15 protein-coding genes are annotated in these 16,324 nt (G+C 70.6%); 8 read left to right on the top strand and 7 right to left on the bottom strand.

From position 1 onward, the window contains the following. The 3 genes from VIR15_RS08140 to VIR15_RS08130 form a co-directional block, all read right to left on the bottom strand. Positions 1-560 (bottom strand): GNAT family N-acetyltransferase (locus tag VIR15_RS08140; protein ID WP_524538094.1); only part of this gene is annotated, 560 nt, incomplete at its 3' end. A 5-nt stretch (positions 561-565) separates the two neighbouring features. Beyond that, on the bottom strand, positions 566-991 hold the full coding sequence (locus tag VIR15_RS08135) for a hypothetical protein (protein WP_331926974.1): 426 nt from the start codon (positions 989-991) through the stop codon (positions 566-568). Then, complete coding sequence (locus VIR15_RS08130) at positions 984-1,346, bottom strand: hypothetical protein (RefSeq protein WP_331926973.1); 363 nt, start codon at positions 1,344-1,346, stop codon at positions 984-986. The genes VIR15_RS08135 and VIR15_RS08130 overlap by 8 nt, the downstream gene beginning before the upstream one ends. A 90-nt stretch (positions 1,347-1,436) precedes the next feature. Here VIR15_RS08130 and VIR15_RS08125 point away from each other — a divergent pair, with 90 nt between their 5' ends. Then, the gene (locus tag VIR15_RS08125) at positions 1,437-2,891 is read left to right on the top strand and encodes an ADP-ribosylglycohydrolase family protein (RefSeq protein ID WP_331926972.1); all 1,455 of its coding nucleotides are present in this window, start codon (positions 1,437-1,439) and stop codon (positions 2,889-2,891) included. 128 nt (positions 2,892-3,019) lie between these two features. On the opposite strand, the gene VIR15_RS08120 is transcribed toward VIR15_RS08125, so the two are convergent. After that, a complete protein-coding gene (locus VIR15_RS08120; RefSeq protein WP_331926971.1) occupies positions 3,020-3,613 on the bottom strand; it encodes a DoxX family protein in 594 nt (197 codons plus the stop codon). 146 nt (positions 3,614-3,759) lie between these two features. Between VIR15_RS08120 and VIR15_RS08115 the strand changes: the two genes are divergently transcribed. After that, positions 3,760-4,446 (top strand): VOC family protein, encoded by a 687-nt coding sequence (locus VIR15_RS08115; protein WP_331926970.1) that lies wholly within the window; start codon positions 3,760-3,762, stop codon positions 4,444-4,446. A 44-nt stretch (positions 4,447-4,490) separates the two neighbouring features. On the opposite strand, the gene VIR15_RS08110 is transcribed toward VIR15_RS08115, so the two are convergent. The 3 genes from VIR15_RS08110 to VIR15_RS08100 form a co-directional block, all read right to left on the bottom strand. Then, on the bottom strand, positions 4,491-5,726 hold the full coding sequence (locus VIR15_RS08110) for an McrC family protein (RefSeq protein WP_331926969.1): 1,236 nt from the start codon (positions 5,724-5,726) through the stop codon (positions 4,491-4,493). Next, the gene (locus VIR15_RS08105) at positions 5,723-8,575 is read right to left on the bottom strand and encodes an McrB family protein (protein WP_331926968.1); all 2,853 of its coding nucleotides are present in this window, start codon (positions 8,573-8,575) and stop codon (positions 5,723-5,725) included. Before VIR15_RS08105 ends, VIR15_RS08110 begins: the two co-directional genes overlap by 4 nt. Positions 8,576-8,811: 236 nt before the next feature. Next, complete coding sequence (locus VIR15_RS08100) at positions 8,812-9,255, bottom strand: hypothetical protein (protein ID WP_331926967.1); 444 nt, start codon at positions 9,253-9,255, stop codon at positions 8,812-8,814. Between the two features lie 254 nt (positions 9,256-9,509). On the opposite strand from VIR15_RS08100, the gene VIR15_RS08095 reads away from it, so the two are divergent. From VIR15_RS08095 to VIR15_RS08070, 6 genes are all read left to right on the top strand, one after another. Then, positions 9,510-11,057: a xanthine dehydrogenase small subunit gene (locus tag VIR15_RS08095; RefSeq protein WP_331926966.1), complete on the top strand. Its 1,548-nt coding sequence runs from the start codon at positions 9,510-9,512 to the stop codon at positions 11,055-11,057. Beyond that, positions 11,054-13,438 (top strand): xanthine dehydrogenase molybdopterin binding subunit, encoded by a 2,385-nt coding sequence (gene xdhB, locus VIR15_RS08090; protein WP_331926965.1) that lies wholly within the window; start codon positions 11,054-11,056, stop codon positions 13,436-13,438. The genes VIR15_RS08095 and xdhB overlap by 4 nt, the downstream gene beginning before the upstream one ends. Further along, positions 13,435-14,271: a xanthine dehydrogenase accessory protein XdhC gene (gene xdhC / locus VIR15_RS08085; protein ID WP_331926964.1), complete on the top strand. Its 837-nt coding sequence runs from the start codon at positions 13,435-13,437 to the stop codon at positions 14,269-14,271. The genes xdhB and xdhC overlap by 4 nt, the downstream gene beginning before the upstream one ends. After that, complete coding sequence (guaD, locus tag VIR15_RS08080; RefSeq protein ID WP_331926963.1) at positions 14,268-15,554, top strand: guanine deaminase; 1,287 nt, start codon at positions 14,268-14,270, stop codon at positions 15,552-15,554. Before xdhC ends, guaD begins: the two co-directional genes overlap by 4 nt. Positions 15,555-15,593: 39 nt before the next feature. Then, positions 15,594-15,848 (top strand): YciI family protein, encoded by a 255-nt coding sequence (locus VIR15_RS08075; RefSeq protein ID WP_331926962.1) that lies wholly within the window; start codon positions 15,594-15,596, stop codon positions 15,846-15,848. 266 nt (positions 15,849-16,114) lie between these two features. Then, on the top strand, positions 16,115-16,324 hold a 210-nt coding region (locus VIR15_RS08070), incomplete at its 3' end, for a hypothetical protein (protein WP_331926961.1).

The raw sequence follows: 16,324 nt of genomic DNA, 5'->3' as shown, positions 1-16,324 counted from the left end.
CAGCCGATGGGCCGCCAGCGCTGGCGGTCGAGCCACGTCTCGAGTCTGCGCGCGACCGGGTTGTCGATCGAGGGTGGGAGGGCCGTGAACGACATCAGTCCGCCCTCGCTGATCTGCTTCTTGACGACGTCGGGCTGCCATGAGCGGGAGACGACGGGGAAGCCGAGCCGCAGGGCGAACGCTCCCGCCGAGGTCGCCCAGGCGACGAGCGGGTCGATCCATGCGCCGGGGTCCGCCGCGACGGCGTCCCACGGCAGGGCCGGCCCCTCCGGGAGGTAGGCGAAGGAGCGTCGCAGGCGAGGCAGGTTGCGGGACAGCACGAGACCGGCGCCGACGCGGGCTCCCGTCGCGTCGAACCAGCCGAGGTGGACGGCGGTCCAGCCGGGCTTGGTTCGGGCCCACGCGGGCGTCTGCAGAAAGCTGCCGCCGAGCTCGACCAGGGTCGCCTGGGCCTCCTGCGCCGTGACCGGCCGGACGGTGAACGGGCCGCTGGGCAGCGTCGGCTCAGTCGGCTCAGTCGGCTCAGTGGGCTCAGTCGGCTCAGTCGAGGCGTGATCCATGGCGGTCACCCTATCGACGCCGTCCGGGGCGCCCGGTTGCGCCGGATCCACAGCAGGCCGAGGACGGGCAGGACGAGCGGCACGTAGCCGTAGCCCTGGCCGAAGTGGGACCACACCGTCTTGTCCGGGAAGGCGTCCGGGGCCGCGTAGGAGATGACCCCGACGACGAGGACGCCGATGAGCTCGATGACGATGGCCACGGAGGCGATGCGGACCGACAGGCGGTCACCCCGCGCCAGTCCGATGGTGGCCACGATGTAGATCAGAGCGGCCAGGGCCGAGAGGAGATAGGAGACCGGGGCCCGGTCGAAGTACTCGACGATCTGAAGGACGCTGCGGCCGGTCGCGGCGAGCGCGAGCAGCCCGTAGAGGGCGACGATGAGACGTCCGGGTCCCCGGCCGGTGTGGGAGGCCGGGCTCGGGTCAGGCATTGAGGCTCCAGATCTGCTGGACGCGGGCGATGAGGATGGCGACGACAAGGGCTCCCCCGAGCACGACGGACATGGCCCACTGGGTCTTCTCCTTGATCGCGATGTAGATCGTGACCGGGAGGATGACGAGAACGGTGAACAGGTAGGCGATGAACGTCGCCCTCTCGGAGCCGTCCCCGATCGCGCCAGCCTGTGTCAGGCCGTAGACGAGCTGGACCACGAGACCCAGCTCGATCGCGGCGCCCACGAGGATGAGGGGGTCGTCGACCCGGCGCCTGCGGACCAGGTGGTGCCCGGCGATGAGACCGAGCACCCCCGACGCGACGAGGAGCGACACGGTCAACGGGGCGAGCACGCCGGAATCTTACGGCGTGGCACGCGGGGCCACCGAACCGGCCACCGGCCGTAGATTTCACCTGACCCTGCGCCGACGAAAGGCCAGCCCATGCTTGCGGACCGTCCGATCACCCTCGACCGTGCTGCCGGCGTGCTCCTCGGTGGCGCCTGCGGCGACGCCTTGGGGGTGCCCTACGAGATGGCCGCTCCACCCATCGGCGAGGCGGTGATGAAGGGCGGCGGCCTGGGCCCCTACGAGCCGGGCGAGTGGAGCGACGACACACAGATGACCCTGTGCGTCGCGGACGTCGCAGCTCGGGGTGTCGACCTGACCAGCGCCGCGGCCCTGGACGCCGTCGCGGACGCGTTCTCGGCCTGGCTCGTCGGTGGGGCGACCGACGTCGGCGCCCAGACCAGGACGGTCCTTGCCGAGGCGGAGCGCCTCGAGGGCCGCCCTCACGAGCGACTGACGGCCGCCAGCCGGGCGCTGCACGAGCGCACCGGGCTCACCGCGGGCAACGGGGCCCTGATGCGCACGTCGGTCGTCGGCATCTGGAACATCGGTGATCGATCAGCGACCGCGCGGGCCGCACGGTCCATCGCCGAACTGACCCACGCCGACCCGTTGGCCGCGGACTCCTCCATCCTGTGGTCCGAGGCCATCCGAGTGGCCACGACCGAGGGGCGACTCGACCTGGGGGCCGGGCTGGACCTGGTCACACCAGCTCACGCGGGCAAGTGGGCGCAGTGGATCGAGGAAGCGACCGGGGAGGACCCCAAGCGTTTCGTCAACAACGGCTACACCGTGACCGCGCTCCAGGCGGCCTGGGCGGCGATCACGACGACCGATCGGGGCGATGCGTCAGCCATGCACCTGCAACGTGGGCTGCAGGCTGCAGTCGGAGCAGGCCATGACACCGACACGGTTGCCGCGATCGCCGGCTCGCTCCTCGGGGCCCGCTACGGCGCCTCGGCGGTCCCCACCCAATGGCGCCGCGTGGTCCATGGCTGGCCCGGCTACCGCGCCCATGACCTCGTCGAGATCGCGGTGTCCACCTGGTCCGGCGGACGAAGGCCCGGGACGTGGCCCTCGGTGGCAACCATGGCAGATCCGGCGATCCCGCAGCTCGGCCTGCCGCATCCGATCGACCCGGACATCGTTCTCGGCACGATGAGCGACCTCTCCCGCACCGAGGAGCTCGGTGTCCAGGCCGTCGTCTCGCTCAGCCCGCTCGGCCTGGATGACGTCCCCGCCGATGGGATCCCGCAGCGGGACCACCTCGAGGTCTGGATGAACGAGGACGACACCGAGGACTCGAACCCACATCTCGACTTCGTCCTCGACGACGTGTCCTCCGCCCTGCGTCAGTTCCGCGCCGAGGGCAAGCGGGTCCTCGTCCACTGCCGCGACGCGACGCACCGCACCCCGGCCGTGGCGTTGCGCTACGCGGTCGACCTCGGGGTTGCACCGGAGCTGGCCGAGCGTTCCATCCTGCACGCCATGCCCGGGATCCGGGGCGAGGGTCGGCTCTGGCATGTGGCCGCCCATGGCGTCAGCGGCTGACGCCCAGTCGGCCGGGTCAGCCGCGTCACCGGGTTGTGCCGCGTCATCACGTGGGGCATACGTCAGCGACCGCCCCCAGGGATAAGGGCGGTCGCTGTGGCGGGCCCGTCAGTCACGGGCAAGGTCGGTCACCGAAGGATGCCGTTGCCGACGATCCTTCCCCACCACTTGCCGATGCCCCAGGTGTCGCCCGCGTAGGTGGCGGCGACGACGATGATTGCCAGAGCCTCGATCCAGTGAGAGTCGGTGATCGGGTTGGTGGCCCCCTCGGTGGCGTACCAAGGCAGCTGGGCCAGGTACATGAAGAGCAGCAGCGCCGTGCCGGTCCAGGCGGCGATCTTGAGGCCCGCGCCAGTGAGGAGCGCGATGCCGATGCCGAACAGGCCGATCATGAACAGCCAGTCGGACCACGGGCCTGCGATGTTCGCGAAGAACTGGGCGAACGGGTTGTCGCTCTCTGCGCCGGCCTTCATGAAGCCCTGAGCAGGTGTGCCGCCGTTGATCCAGGCGCGCGCGGACGGGGTGGCGTAGCCGAGGCCGAACAGCTTGTCGACGAAGGCCCACATGAAGGTCCAGCCCATGACGATGCGGAGGACGGCGAGGAATCGGCGAGCCCAGGCCGAGCGGACGATCTCCTCCTCGAAGGTGACGATGCCGTCGGCGGGGTGCTTGGTGTCGACGTCGTGAACGCGACTGACGTCGCTGTGGTGGATGGTGGCCATGGATCTCATCTCCAGCTTGTGTTGGTGATCCGGCAGGCCCTTTGCTGTCGGTACTACACAGTGTAGTAGTTGAGCAGTCACCTCTTTCAAGGGTTGCGGGTGTGATCTGTGAGGCATTCCCCGCCCGGCCGCCTACGGTGGTGTGCATGGCTATCGCGACCTACAAGGACCTCTGCATCGACGCGTCTGACCCACCGGCACTGGCCGCCTTCTGGGCTCCCCTTCTCGGCTGGGAGGCGCACGTCCACGACGACGGCGACGCGAGCCTGCGCCCAGTCGACGGTAGCGGCGAGGTGATGGTGTGGGTCAACGGGGTGCCGGAGCCGATGACCGTGAAGAACCGCCTCCACCTCGACCTCAACGCCACATCGCTCGAGCCGGCCCTCGCCGGTGGCGCGGTCGTCGTCGACGACACCCAGCGCTGGACCGTGATGCGGGACCCCGACGGCCAGCTCTTCTGCGTCTTCGTCCGCGACCAACCGGTCGAGCGACCGTTCTACGAGCTCGTGTGGGACGTGACGGGCGGTCTCGACGAGTGTCGCCAGCTCGCCGACTGGTGGGCGCGGGCGTTCGGCATCACGGCCCAGCACGACTCAGAGTCCAGCTGGCTCGAGCACGTGCCCGGCGCCCCCTTCGAGGTGATGGACTTCGGGCCCGTGCCAGAGGCCAAGACGACGAAGAACCGGGTGCACATCGACGTGACGACCGCGGACGTCGGTGAGCTTCTGGCGGCCGGAGCGACTCGCCTGCGCAGGAAGGGCGAGGACAACCTGAGATGGGACGTTCTTGCGGATCCCGCGGGCAACGAGTTCTGTGCATTCACGCCCGACTGAGCCCAGCGGCATACGGCATCTCCTGCGGCCGCCTGAGGAAAGGCTCAATGCACGCCGGTGCGGAGCATCTGGGGGATGACGAACTCCCCCGGGAACTCGGCCAGTTCGCGCACGAGGTCGGCCAGCGCGTCGATGGAGCGCGAGACGCCGGTGTAGGACCCATCGAGCCGGATCGGCCGGCACAGGATGCGCGTGCCGGCGTTGCGGATGACGATCTCGTTCTCCGGCGCACGGTCCGAGTTGCAGTGCACGAGCAGGCCGGTCGGGATCCCCATGGCCGAGGTGTACGCGACGAGGTTGAGGTAGTCGCGGGAGGCGAGATAGCCATCCGCCCCCATCGAGTAGGACGCGTCACCGACGAGCACGACCTGTGCCCCGCGGCGCACGATGAGATCCGGCGCCATGGTGACCGCACGCCCCTCGTCGAGCCAGACGTCCTCGTCCGCGTCGATCCGCAGGTCTGGCGCGAGGCGATGGTCGAGCTCCTGGACGATCCAGCGCCGGAAGAGGTCGTCCATGTCCACCATGAGACTGTTGGCCTGCTGGTCCCCCGCCTCGTGCGACAGGGACATCGCCTGGAGGACAAGTCGCGACAGGCGCATCGCATCGGCGTAGTGCTCGTTGAGCCGCGTGATGGGCACGGGGACTGCGTGCATGGTCGCCGGTGTGTCCGAGACGCCGTCAAAGCGCCCCAGGACCCGCAACGCCTCGCGACGCACGTCCGGCGCCAGCTGCGGCCAGGCCAGCATCGCCTGCAGCGTGCAGCGGAAAAGCTGGTTCTCCTTGATGTCGGACGTGAAGTCGTCGTACCGACACTGCGGCTCCGATGCCGTCCACGGGCGGCGGGCGAACTCCTCGACGAGCAGGCGCCCGCGGATGGTCCGGAGCTTCTCCTCGCGTGCCACGTAGCCGTGCACCAGCCCCCGCATCGTCGCTGCGTCGATGAGCCGGATCGCGAAGTACGCGACGCCGTCGATGAGCTCGTCCGTGTCGGACCACGTGACCTGCTCGTGCTCGAACTGCTCGGCAGACACACCGGCGCTGAGCATCGCGAAGAAGTTGGCGACCGACACGCGGGGCATGACCCGAACCACGAGACCGGGCACCGCGAGGGCGCCGACCCAGCTCGTCGCCCCGATCGTCACGACGTCAGGGTCGGCGGTCGCGTGGATGACCAGCCGCTCGCCAGCGGCTGCGACGAGGGCGCCGCGCGTCTCCCGGTCAAGGCGGACCGGGCCCGATCGACCGTGCTCCGGGATCGGCGGGAGCTCGATCGTCATGTCGTGGACTGGCGGTGCGCAGTGGACGGGATCGCGAGGTCGAACTGCCCGTACCGGGCCCGGACGTTCTCCCACCGGAACTGGGCGAGCTCATGCTCCCGGCCGTAGAGCTGGTCCTCGATGAACGGGTACACGTTGTAGTCCCAGATGCGGCGCAAGGTCGCCTCGTCACCGTCGAGGCCCGGGCGCATGAAGTACGAGTGTCCGATCTGCAGGTGCGGGCCACGCAGGGCGCGGCGCAGGTCCTCGTTGACCCGGTCGACGAGGTCGGCGACCCAGACCGGGCCGTCGTTCGCCTCGAGCCAGCGCCGGAGCAGCCCCTCCATCGGGCCGTCGTGCGGCATGAAGGGCACGAAGTCGAACCGCCGGCGCAGCGCGGCGTCGACGAGGGCGATGGAGCGGTCCGCCGTGTTCATCGTGCCGATGAAGTACAGGTTCGGGGGCAGCTCGAAGCCCTCGTCCGGCCGGTAGGACGTCTTGACCGAGTGCGACCGGTACTCGAGCAGGAAGAGGAGCTCGCCGAAGACGCGGGGCAGGTTGGCCCGGTTGATCTCGTCGATGATCATGAAGTGCGGCGTCAGGGGGTCCGCCTCCGCGGCCTCCGCCAACAGCGCCAGCGGACCCTTGCGCAGCTCGTAGACCATCTGCCCCTGGTGGTCGATCTGCGGTCGGAAGCCCTCGAAGAAGTCCTCGTAGGAGCTGCTCGGGTGGAACTGGACGATGTCGCGCTTGGCCGGGTCCGGCTGCAGCGCCTGGGCGAGGCGTTGCGCGAGGAAGGTCTTGCCGGTGCCGGGCGGCCCGTAGAAGATGACCTGCTTCTTCTCCTCGAGCAGCGCGCGGATCTCCCGGAGGAAGGCCTCGTCGATGAGCAGCTCCTTGGCCGCCTCGCCGAGGGCGTCGTGGTCCGGCATGAGCGCCTTGTCGGAGCGGCGCATGAGCCAGTAGGCGAGTTGGGCCTGTCCCCAGGGATCGTCCGGGAGGAGGGGGTCGAGCACCTGGCGCAGGAGCGCGTTGGTCTCGACGTGCATGCGGCCGCGCGACTTGCCCTCGGTCCACCGGGCGGGGCCGCCGAGGCGCGCCAGCATCGCGATCTTGCCCGACTCCCCCGCGAGGGTGAAGAGAGGCAGCCAGTGCTCGGGGTGGGCGATGGCGAACAGCTTCATGACGACGCTCTCACTAAAACCCTGCACCGGGAGGTCGTCAGCTGCGAGGACCGAGTTGATCCGCTCCTCGTCGCGCCCCTCACCCCAGAGCAGCTCACGGACCATGAGGCGCAGCTCGTCGATCCCTGCGGCATCGAGGGCGTTGATGGAACTGATGAGCACCGACTGGGCGCCGATGTCGCCATACCCGCGCGTCGACACGATGCGCTTGAACGTCGGGAGGTCGAAGTTCTCGAGCCCGTCCCGGGAGAGCGCGCCGGCGAAGACCCGGCGCTGTTCCTGGTGCCATGCGTCCCGCTCGTTCGGATACGGGCGCTCGGCCTTGAAGACCTCGACCTCGGACTCGAGGTCGGCCATGGGGTTGAGCTCGAGATTCGGGTCCTCGGTGCCGCCGCGCTGGCTCGAGGCCAGGAACCGCAGGAGCGGCGTCAGCGCCCGCGCGGTCGTCGCGATCTCGTCGGCGAGGTCGGCACGCCCGAGGGCGCTCGAGTCCTTCCACCACGTGCCGACGAACGCCTCGCCCCCGGAATACTCGCGCCCGACCGGTTCGATCCGGCCCTCGGTTGCCGGGCGCGCGTCGTCGTGGACCCGCAGGAAACTCACGCCGCGTGGAAGGTGCGACTGGAGCAAGGCACCGATCTCGCGGTGCTGCTCGTCGCTCTCGCCCTCCCAGCCGCCGTGGAGGCCGAAGGCGACGCCGGACGGAGTCACCCAGAGCCGGAAGCCCGGGGCGCCCGCGCCACCGACGAGGATCCACGAGGCGTAGAGGTCGGAGCGATAGGCGGAGTCGTCCCCCGCGTGCTGCTGGAGGGCGAGCGTCGGCGCCTCCAGGTAGAGCCCCGTCTCGGCCGAGAGCCGCTCGATGAGACTGTCGGAGATGTGGTCGGCCTCACCGCGGAGCTGGCGGGCGAGGTCCGCGGCACGGTCCTCGTGCTTCGCGCTGGCATACCCGGTCGCGGGACGGAACTCCGCGGCAAGCTCCGCTGCCTCGACGCACACGTCGATGGCCCTGGGAGCGATGCCGACGAAGGCCTCGGTCTCCTTGAACCACCAGAGGATGCGGGACGCGTAGCGCGGGTCGTCGGGACGCAGGGACGCGCACAGGGCGGCGAAGGCGACGTAGCGCTCGGCGTGGGACAGGCCGCGCTCGAGCCAGCCGAGCCGCTGGAGCGTGTGGGGAGCGTTCTCCCACATGAGCGGCCACTCGCCGCCGTCGTCGGTCGACCAGAATAGGGAGAGGACGTACGCGGTCTGGGCCGGGCTCGGTCCACGCTGCCCGCGACCGCCCGAGCGGGCCAGGAACGCGTCGACGGAGTGGAGGCTGTCGGCCGCCGCTTGCGGAGATGCCGGGGTCTGGAGCGCGGCCACGAGCAGCTCGACAACCTCTGCGTGGTCCTCCTCGGCGCGTCGGACGAGCGCCGCCACCCAGGGGCCGCCGACGGGGCCGAAGCCGACGTAGGGCCCGTCCTTGCGAGCCCAGTGCCCGAGCGATTCCTTGAACGCCACGAGGTCCTTCGAAGCGACGAGATCGGCGAGGATCTCTCGCAGCTCGCCGTTGCGAGCCGTGCGCTCCGCGTCCATCTCGGCGAACAGCGCCTTGGCGTCCTGATCCGCCTCGGCCGATCGCTCGATGAGCGCGTACTTCGCGCGCCAACGCTTGACGTCGACGCTGTCAGTACGTGTCATGGTGCTCCCTCACACGCCCCGGGGGCAGGGGCGCTCTCGCTGCTGCACGTGGAGGTAGGTGCAGGACCGCGGGTTAGGTTACCTGTCAGCCCCGCGGGGACGAAACGCTGAATGATCCCGTTTTGCCCGCACACGGAGGAGGACACCTTCGCAATGTCCTCCGGCCAATCCATCGAGTATGCCGCTGAGCGCGGTTAGCGCCAACGCCGGGGTGGGGTGCGCCCGGCGTTGCGAGCTCAGGCCGCCTCCGTCGCCGACGCCGGCGTCAGGTCCACGACCACCCCGGGGACGGCGAGCGCCGAGCCGAGCAGGGTGATCCCGCTCGCCCGGCTCGCCCGCACGAACGCGTCTCGCAGGTCCCGGTCCCGCTCGGTCGCCGCCGCCGAGCCGGGGCGGGCGACGACCATGACGACGGCCGGTACGCCCGTCCCCACGATGTCGGCGAGGATCGCGGCCAGCCGGGCCTCGGCCTCGCAGGGGGGCGAGGCCGCGTTGACGGTCTCCACCGTGACCGGCTGCATGAGACGCCCGTCGGCGTGGCAGAGCAGGAGAGCGACCCCACCGGTGGCCCGGAACGCCTCGAAGACCGCGAGGTCGACCACACCTTCGAAGAGGTCAGGGTCCGTCATGGGGCGGCGCGCCCAGTCGTCGGGGAGCCCGCGGAAGGTTCCTGTCGTCATGGCACGAGCATGGTCAGTCCCACTCTGCGGCTGGCGACGTTGTCCACAGGCCCTCGCGATCGCCGTCACCGCGTGTCCGTTATGGGCCGGTAAAGGGCTGTCGGTGGCGAGGGCCCCGACGTACCATCGAGTCACCCGGCCGTTGTTCTGCATGGATAACCAGCGGTTCGGCGACAGCCGCAACCATGCATGCGGGCCGATCGTGCGCGGTTGGCCCTTGGTGCGGCGCCCGCGCGGCGTCCAGGGAGGCGACGATGGCGTCCTTCAGTGTTGCGGACCTCGCCGGAGGCGAGCAGGCCGGCGTGGTGCCCACGGCTTCGGTCAATGGCCGCCGCCTGGTGCTCGATGGGGTCGCACCGCACACGTCGGCCCTCGACTGGCTTCGGGAGCAGGGGTTGACGGGGGCCAAGGAGGGGTGTGCCGAGGGCGAGTGCGGAGCCTGCGCCGTCCTCATGGCCCGACCCGACGGACCCGGAGGGACGCAGTGGACTGCGTTCAACGCGTGTCTCGTTCCGGCCGCGTCGCTCGATGGCCAGGAGATCGTCACGAGTGAGGGGCTCGGTTCGCCCGACTCCCTCCACCCGGTCCAGCACGAGCTGGCAGTTCGCGGCGGGTCGCAGTGCGGCTACTGCACGCCCGGCTTCGTGTGCAGCATGGCGGCGGAGTACTACCGGAGCGGCCGGACTCCGGGTACCGAGTCGGGCCCCGGCTCCGCAACCGAGCACCCCAACGGCAGCCAAACCACCGGCGGCCACGAAATCGGCCCCAACGGCTTCGACCTCCAGGGCCTGTCCGGCAACCTGTGCCGCTGCACCGGCTACCGGCCGATCCGTGACGCCGCCTTCGCGGTCGGCGCGCCGCCGCCCGAGGACGCGCTTGCCGCCCGCTGCAGCCGAGCGGCGCCGACGACACCGCGCACGCGGATCACCTCGTCCACGGGGACCTACGCCCGAGCCACTGACCTCGCCGACGCCCTGGCGCTGCTGGGCGAGAACGCCGACGCCGTGCTCGTCGCCGGATCGACCGACTGGGGCGTCGAGGTGAACCTCCGAGCGGCCCGCGCGCCGTTCGTCATCGGCATCGACCGCGTGCCAGAGCTGCGGGCGCTCGACGTCGGCCCGGACAGCATCGAGATCGGCGCAGCGCTCACCTTCTCCGAGATCGAGACGGCCCTCGACGGTCGCGTCCCTCTGATCGCCGACCTCATCCCCCAGTTCGCCTCCCGACTGATCCGCAACACCGCCACGATCGGGGGCAACCTCGCCACGGCCTCCCCCATCGGCGATGCGGCACCAGCCCTCCTCGCTCTGGAAGCCACGGTGGTCCTCACGTCCGAGCGAGGAGAGCGAGAGATCCCGCTCGCCGACTACTTCACGGGCTACCGGGAGACGGTCCGACGACCTGACGAGCTCATCCGCGCGGTGCGGATCCCGCTCCCCCTGAGCCCGATCGCCGCCTTCCACAAGATCGCGAAGCGGCGCTTCGACGACATCTCGAGCGTCGCCGTGGCGTTCGCGCTGACCGTCGATGACGGCATCGTGACGCGGGCGAGAATCGGGGTCGGCGGGGTCGCCGCCATCCCGATCCGGGCCCTGGCGACGGAGGCCGCCCTGGAGGGACGGCCGTGGACCGCCGAGACCGTGCGGGCAGCGGCCGCGGTCATGCGCGGCGAAGGGACTCCCCTGGATGACCACCGCGCCAGCGCGGCTTACCGGACCGCAATGCTCGGCACGGCGCTGCTCAGGCTCCACCACGCGCATCCGCACCCGGAGAAGTCGGGATCGCAGGAGGTGGGCGCATGAGCCGCCTGTCCGATCGCCCGAGCAACGCCTCCACCGGCCTGCCCGTCCCCCACGAGTCGGCCGCCCTCCACGTGACCGGAGCCGCGCTCTACACCGACGACCTGCTGGCACGCACCCCTGGGATCCTGCACGCCCACCCGGTGCAGGCGCCGCACGCCCATGCCCGGGTGAGACGACTCGACCCCGCTGCCGCGCTCACCGTTCCCGGGGTCGTGCGGGTGCTCACCGCGGCCGACGTGCCGGGGCTCAACGACTCCGGAGTCAAGGGTGACGAGCCGCTCTTCCCGGACGAGGTCAGGTACTACGGCCAGGCCGTCTGCTGGGTCCTCGGCGAGACGCTCGAGGCCGCCCGCATCGGGGCCGCTGCGATCGCTGAGCACGGGGTCGACTACGAGCCGCTGCCGGCGATCATCACCCTCGGTGAGGCGATCGCAGCAGGAAGCTTCCAGGGCGCCGCCCTGCACGTCCGTCGCGGCGACGTGGACGCCGGCCTCGCGACATCGGCCCACGTCTTCACCGGCGAGATCGAGTTCGCGGGGCAGGAGCACTTCTACCTCGAGACCCAGGCCTCCATCGCCCTCGTCGACGAGTCCGGCCAGGTGCTCGTGCACAGCAGCACCCAGCATCCGAGCGAGACCCAGGGCATCGTCGCCCACGTCCTCGGCGTGCCGGACCACGCGGTGACGGTCCAGTCCCTCCGGATGGGCGGCGGCTTCGGCGGCAAGGAGATGCAGCCGCACGGCTTCGCTGCCGTTGCGGCGCTGGGCGCAACGCTCACGGGTCGCCCGGTCCGCGTGCGGCTGACCCGGCCCCAGGACGTCTCGATGACCGGCAAGCGCCACGGCTTCCACGCCACGTGGCGGGTCGGCTTCGACGCGGACGGACACCTGAACGCGCTCGACGCCACCCTGACCTCGGACGGCGGCTGGAGCCTCGACCTCTCCGAAGCGGTCCTGGCGCGGGCCCTGTGCCACGTCGACAACGCGTACCACATCCCCCACGTCAGCGTCCGAGGACGGGTCGCCATGACCCACAAGACCTCGCAGACGGCGTTCCGTGGCTTCGGCGGTCCGCAGGGCATGCTCGTCATCGAGGACATTCTCGGACGCTGCGCACCCCAGCTCGGCCTCGAACCCGATGAGCTGCGCCGGCGCAACCTCTACACCCCCGGCCAGAGCACGCCCTACGGCCAGGAGGTCCGCCACGCAGACCGGCTCATCCGGGCGTGGGACACCCTCGCCGCGAACGCGCGGCTTGAGGAGCGCCGCGAGGAGGTCGCCGTCTTCAACGCCGCGCACACGCACTCCAAGCGCGGGCTCGCTGTCACGCCCGTCAAGTTCGGCATCTCCTTCAACTTCACGCCCCTCAACCAGGCGGGTGCGCTGGTGCATGTCTACAAGGACGGCTCGGTCCTCATCAACCACGGCGGCACGGAGATGGGCCAGGGGCTGCACACGAAGATGATCCAGGTCGCCGCTACGGCGCTCGGCGTGCCGCTGTCCCGAATCCGGCTCGCCCCCACCCGGACCGACAAGGTGCCCAACACGTCGGCCACGGCAGCGAGCTCGGGCGCCGACCTCAACGGCGGCGCGGTCAAGAATGCCTGCGAGCAGATCCGTGCCCGCCTGGCCGAGGTGGACGGCGGCGCGGACCTGCCTTGGGAGGACCTCGTCGCCAAGGCCTACCTCGACCGGGTCCAGCTCTGGGCGGCCGGGTACTACCGGACCGAGGGACTGCACTGGGACATCTCCACGATGCGAGGCTCCCCGTTCAAGTACTTCGCCTACGGCGTGGCCGCGGCGGAGGTGGAGGTCGACGGCTTCACCGGTGCCTACCGGACCAGACGGGTCGACATCGTCCACGACGTCGGCGACAGCCTGAGCCCGGTCGTGGACATCGGCCAGATCGAGGGCGCCTTCGTCCAGGGTGCCGGCTGGCTCACGCTCGAGGACTTGCGCTGGGACGAGAGCGACGGACCCACCCGGGGCCGCGTCGCCACCCAGGCCGCGAGCACCTACAAGCTGCCCTCCTTCTCCGAGATGCCCGAGGTCTTCAACGTCACCCTCCTCGAGCACGCCCGCGAGGACGGTGCGGTCTACGGGTCCAAGGCGGTCGGGGAGCCGCCCCTCATGCTCGCCTTCTCCGTGCGTGAAGCGCTGCGACAGGCTGCGGCAGCGTTCGGCCCACCGGGGGTGAGCATCGACCTGGCCTCTCCCGCCACGCCAGAGGCCGTGTACTGGGCGGTCGAGCTGGCCCGGAGCGCCCTTCCAGACAACACCACCATGCCGTATGCCGCTGAGCCCACTCCCGGCAATGGCTCACCGGGTGCCCCTGCCCTTTCCGGCGACGGGTCCGTGCGCACGACGCAGGTGACGTCGTGAACTGGCTCCGGGCCGTCGAGCGCCTCCGGAGCGACCGGCGCCCCGGCGTCCTTGTCACCGTCGCCAGCGTCCGCGGCCACGCGCCGCGGGAGGCCGGCGCCAAGATGGTGGTCGCCGAGGACGGTGCGTGGGACACGATCGGCGGCGGGAACCTCGAGGCCACCGCCATCGCGCGGGCACGTGAGCTCATCGCCGACGGTTGGCGTGCACCCGAGACCCTGAGCGTGGCGCTGAGCGACAAGGCGGCGTCCGAGCACGGCCAGCAGTGCTGCGGCGGTGAGGTGTCTCTCCTGCTCGAGCCGCTGCTCGTCGTGCCGTCGGTGGCGATCTTCGGCCTGGGACACGTCGGTATGGAGCTCGCCCGCATCCTTGCCCGGCGCGACCTCGAGCTGCACCTGGTCGACTCCCGCGCCGACCTGCTTGAGCCGGAGCGGCTGCGGCCGCTCGACGACGCGCTGGCCCGCATCCACGTGCACCATGCCCCCGTGCCCGAGCTCGTCCTCGGTCAGGTCCCGCCTGGCACGCACGTGCTCGTCATGACTCACGACCACGCCGAGGACGCCGCCCTGTGCGACGTCGCGCTGCGCTGCGGCCATCTCGGGTCAATCGGCCTCATTGGTTCGGCCTCGAAATGGCGACGCTTCCAGACGATCCTCGCCCGCGAGGGCCACACCCCGGAGGCGATCGCCCGGATCACCTCACCGATCGGCATGCCGGACCTCAGCGGCAAGGACCCTTCGACGGTCGCAATCGGCGTGGCCGCCGCGTTGCTCCAGTCGCTCGAGACCGAGGCCGCCGCGTCGCGCGCCGCTGGGCAGGAACGTGCCCGGTGACCGTCTTCCGCGGGACGGTTCTCGACACACCGGAGGACGCCACTCTCGGGACCATCAGGCTCCGCGCCGAGGCCGACGCCGCGCTCGTCGTGGAGGACGGCCGAATCTCTGCGCGCGGTCCCTTCGCCGAGACGGTGCGCGACCATCCCGGGCACGAGGTCGTCGACCTTCGCGAGGGACTGGTCCTGCCCGGCCTGGTCGACGCCCACGTCCACTACCCCCAGGTCCGGGTCATCGGGGCCCTGGGGATGCCCCTGCTCCAATGGCTCGAAGAGTGCGCACTGCCCGAGGAGGCTCGCCTCGAGTCGATCGACTACGCCCGCCAGGTGGCCGACGAGTTCGTCCAGGGCCTGGTCTCTGCGGGCACGACGACCGCGCTCGTCTTCGGTTCTCACTTCGCGAGTGCGGTCGATGCCCTCTTCGAGCGGGTGACCCGCGCGGGCCTGCGCGTCACGGCCGGGCTGGTCGCGAGCGACCGCTCCCTCCCGGAGCCACTGCTCAGCACGCCGGACCGTTTCTATGCGGAGTCGATGGCCCTCGCGGCGCGGTGGCACGGCGTGGGCCGCACTCGCTACGCGGCCACCCCTCGCTTCTCCTACTCCGCGAGCGAGGACATGCTCGACGCCTGTGGGTCGGTGCTCAAGGATGTCGAGGGCGCCTGGTTCACATCGCACGTCAACGAGAACGTCGCCGAGGTCGCTGCGGTCGCTGAGCTCTTCGCCGCGGCCGAGCACTACGTCGACACCTACGACCGACACGGACTCGTCGGCCCGAGGGCCGTCCTGGCGCACAACGTCCACGCGAGCGACCCAGAGGTCGCCCTCCTGGCGGCACGCGGCGCCGCTGTGGCCCACTGCCCGACGAGCAACTCCTCGCTCGGCAGCGGCTGGTTCCCGATGCGACGCCATGTCGAGCACGGCGTCCGCGTCGCCCTCGGCTCGGACGTCGGCGCCGGCACCGGGTTCTCGATCTTGAAGGAGGCACTGCAGGCCTATCTCATGCAGCAGCTCCTCGGGGCCGACGGTCTGGCGCTCACCGCCCCGGACCTGTTGCACCTCGCCACCCGGTCCGGCGCGCTGGCCCTCGGTCTGGGCGACGAGGTCGGTGACCTCAGCGTCGGCAAGCAGTTCGACGCGCTCTGGATCCGGCCGGTCCCGTCCGACCCGCTCGATGTCGGACTCCGGCACGCAGCGTCGCCGGAGGACGCCCTCGCCAAGACGCTCGCCCTTGGATCCGCGGCCGACATCGCCGACGTCTGGGTCGGTGGCCAGAGCCTCCGATAGACCTGAGCAGGTCTGCCAATACTCGATGAGGAGGAATGGATGCGCGTGCTCTACTTCTATCTCATGAAGGCGGCGCCCGATCGCGTTCAGGCGGTCGCGCCCGCTCACGCCGAGTACTGGAACGCAATGGGACTGGGCGAATATCTCGGAGGACCGTTTGCGGACAGATCCGGAGGGCTCATCACCTTCGAGGTCGCTTCGATCGCCGAAGCCGAGCGACTCGTGACGCGTGACCCGTTCGTCCAGGAGCATCTCCTGGAGCGCCGATGGCTGCAGCAGTGGCTGATCGATTGAGGACCAGGTTCACGATTCGGGAAAACATGCGCCGTGCCTGCTCCGTCCGGAAACTGCTCTTCCCCTTCAAGCCCCGCCGCGGCGCACGTCCGTGCGGGCCTGACCATTCCTTGGCCGTATGCCGCTGAGCGCGCTCCCGCGCGCCTGCCCGGCCGGGGGCGTGGCTGAGACGAACTGCATTGGTACGCGGCGGAGTCAGGGTGACGAGGCGATCGCGCCCGGGTGTGGAACGGGCGCTGTCGGTGGTCGCTTCTAGGGTTCTTGGTATGAGCAGCGGGCGGGCGGCGAGCGGCGGGGTGTCGCCCGGGGTGCCGCCGGTTGCCGCGGTGTCGGACGAGGCTCGGGTGGACCTGCCGGGGTTGCCGGCGCGGCTGGCGTCGATGGCTGCGGAGCTGCGGCTGATCACGCGCAACTATCCGCTGCACGCGTTGGCGCCGGCCGGGGTCGGGGACGCGATCGAGCAGGCGCAGGCGATC

The sequence above is a fragment of the Intrasporangium sp. genome (assembly GCF_036566125.1).
In the GTDB taxonomy this organism is placed as follows: domain Bacteria; phylum Actinomycetota; class Actinomycetes; order Actinomycetales; family Dermatophilaceae; genus Intrasporangium.
This window is presented reverse-complemented; position numbering and strand designations above follow the sequence as displayed.

Coding starts and splice junctions, on each gene's coding strand:
- VIR15_RS08135 (WP_331926974.1), bottom strand. CDS start 991: ATGCCTGACCCGAGCCCGGCCTCCCACACCGGCCGGGGACCCGGACGT.
- VIR15_RS08125 (WP_331926972.1), top strand. CDS start 1,437: ATGCTTGCGGACCGTCCGATCACCCTCGACCGTGCTGCCGGCGTGCTC.
- VIR15_RS08120 (WP_331926971.1), bottom strand. CDS start 3,613: ATGGCCACCATCCACCACAGCGACGTCAGTCGCGTTCACGACGTCGAC.
- VIR15_RS08115 (WP_331926970.1), top strand. CDS start 3,760: ATGGCTATCGCGACCTACAAGGACCTCTGCATCGACGCGTCTGACCCA.
- VIR15_RS08110 (WP_331926969.1), bottom strand. CDS start 5,726: ATGACGATCGAGCTCCCGCCGATCCCGGAGCACGGTCGATCGGGCCCG.
- VIR15_RS08105 (WP_331926968.1), bottom strand. CDS start 8,575: ATGACACGTACTGACAGCGTCGACGTCAAGCGTTGGCGCGCGAAGTAC.
- VIR15_RS08100 (WP_331926967.1), bottom strand. CDS start 9,255: ATGACGACAGGAACCTTCCGCGGGCTCCCCGACGACTGGGCGCGCCGC.
- VIR15_RS08095 (WP_331926966.1), top strand. CDS start 9,510: ATGGCGTCCTTCAGTGTTGCGGACCTCGCCGGAGGCGAGCAGGCCGGC.
- xdhB (WP_331926965.1), top strand. CDS start 11,054: ATGAGCCGCCTGTCCGATCGCCCGAGCAACGCCTCCACCGGCCTGCCC.
- VIR15_RS08075 (WP_331926962.1), top strand. CDS start 15,594: ATGCGCGTGCTCTACTTCTATCTCATGAAGGCGGCGCCCGATCGCGTT.